Genomic DNA, 763 nt, shown 5'->3' on the forward strand with positions numbered 1-763 from the left:
GTTTCCGTCCAGATGGGGTACACCGCCTTCGGTCAGGTAGGTTTTCTTCTGGGTTTCGGTGGGTTTACGCACCGCGCGGGCAATCTGACGATCCAGATCTGCTTCCGGCCAAACACGCCCCTGAACGATATAAAACTGGCACCCACTGGACTCCTTTTCGGGGTTGTTGTCGCGGGCGGCGGCTACGGCCCCTTTTTTTTGAAAGAGATCGGGGTGAAACTCGGCCGGAATACGATACCCTACACTTCCGCTGCCCAGGGGAGTACCTGCCTCAGCATTACGGGAATTTGGGTCTCCCCCCTGAATCATAAAGGATTCGATCACCCGGTGGAAAAGCAGACCATCGTACTGCTTGTTCTGGGCGAGTTTGATAAAATTGGCCTTGTGTAATGGGGCTTTGTCAGACAAAACGAGGCGCATGGATCCCATGTCAGTTTTGATCGTTACCAGATAGTCTTTCTTCGACTTTCGTTGCCCATGGGCGGGTACCAGGCAAAATGTAGCTAGTAAAAGTAGTATAGCTATACGTTCAAATAGGTAGTTCATTTATTGGTTGCCAGGGCTAATTTGGTAGCAGGTTCAAACACTAATTTCAGACCGTAATCTTTACCGACGGAAACTTCTTCCATGGTAGCCTTTACAGCGCTATTTTCCCAGTTGATCAGCTTTGGCTTTTCGTTGCGGGGAGGACCATATTTATTGCTGAAACGCCGGGTAATAGATGCCCACAATTGTTGGGTGGCCGTAGCGCTATTCAGGTATA

The 763-nt window shown here is 49.9% G+C and carries 2 protein-coding genes; both read right to left on the minus strand.

Translation table 11 applies throughout. The features are described from left to right. A partial coding sequence (locus ACLD7X_RS17435; RefSeq protein ID WP_411424956.1) for a peptidylprolyl isomerase occupies positions 1 to 546 on the minus strand: 546 nt, incomplete at its 3' end. After that, positions 543 to 763 (minus strand): hypothetical protein (locus tag ACLD7X_RS17440; RefSeq protein ID WP_411424957.1); only part of this gene is annotated, 221 nt, incomplete at its 5' end. The genes ACLD7X_RS17440 and ACLD7X_RS17435, both read right to left, overlap by 4 nt.

The organism is Aphanothece microscopica RSMan92 (assembly GCF_046613545.2).
Taxonomy (GTDB): Bacteria; Cyanobacteriota; Cyanobacteriia; order PCC-6307; family Cyanobiaceae; genus NIES-981.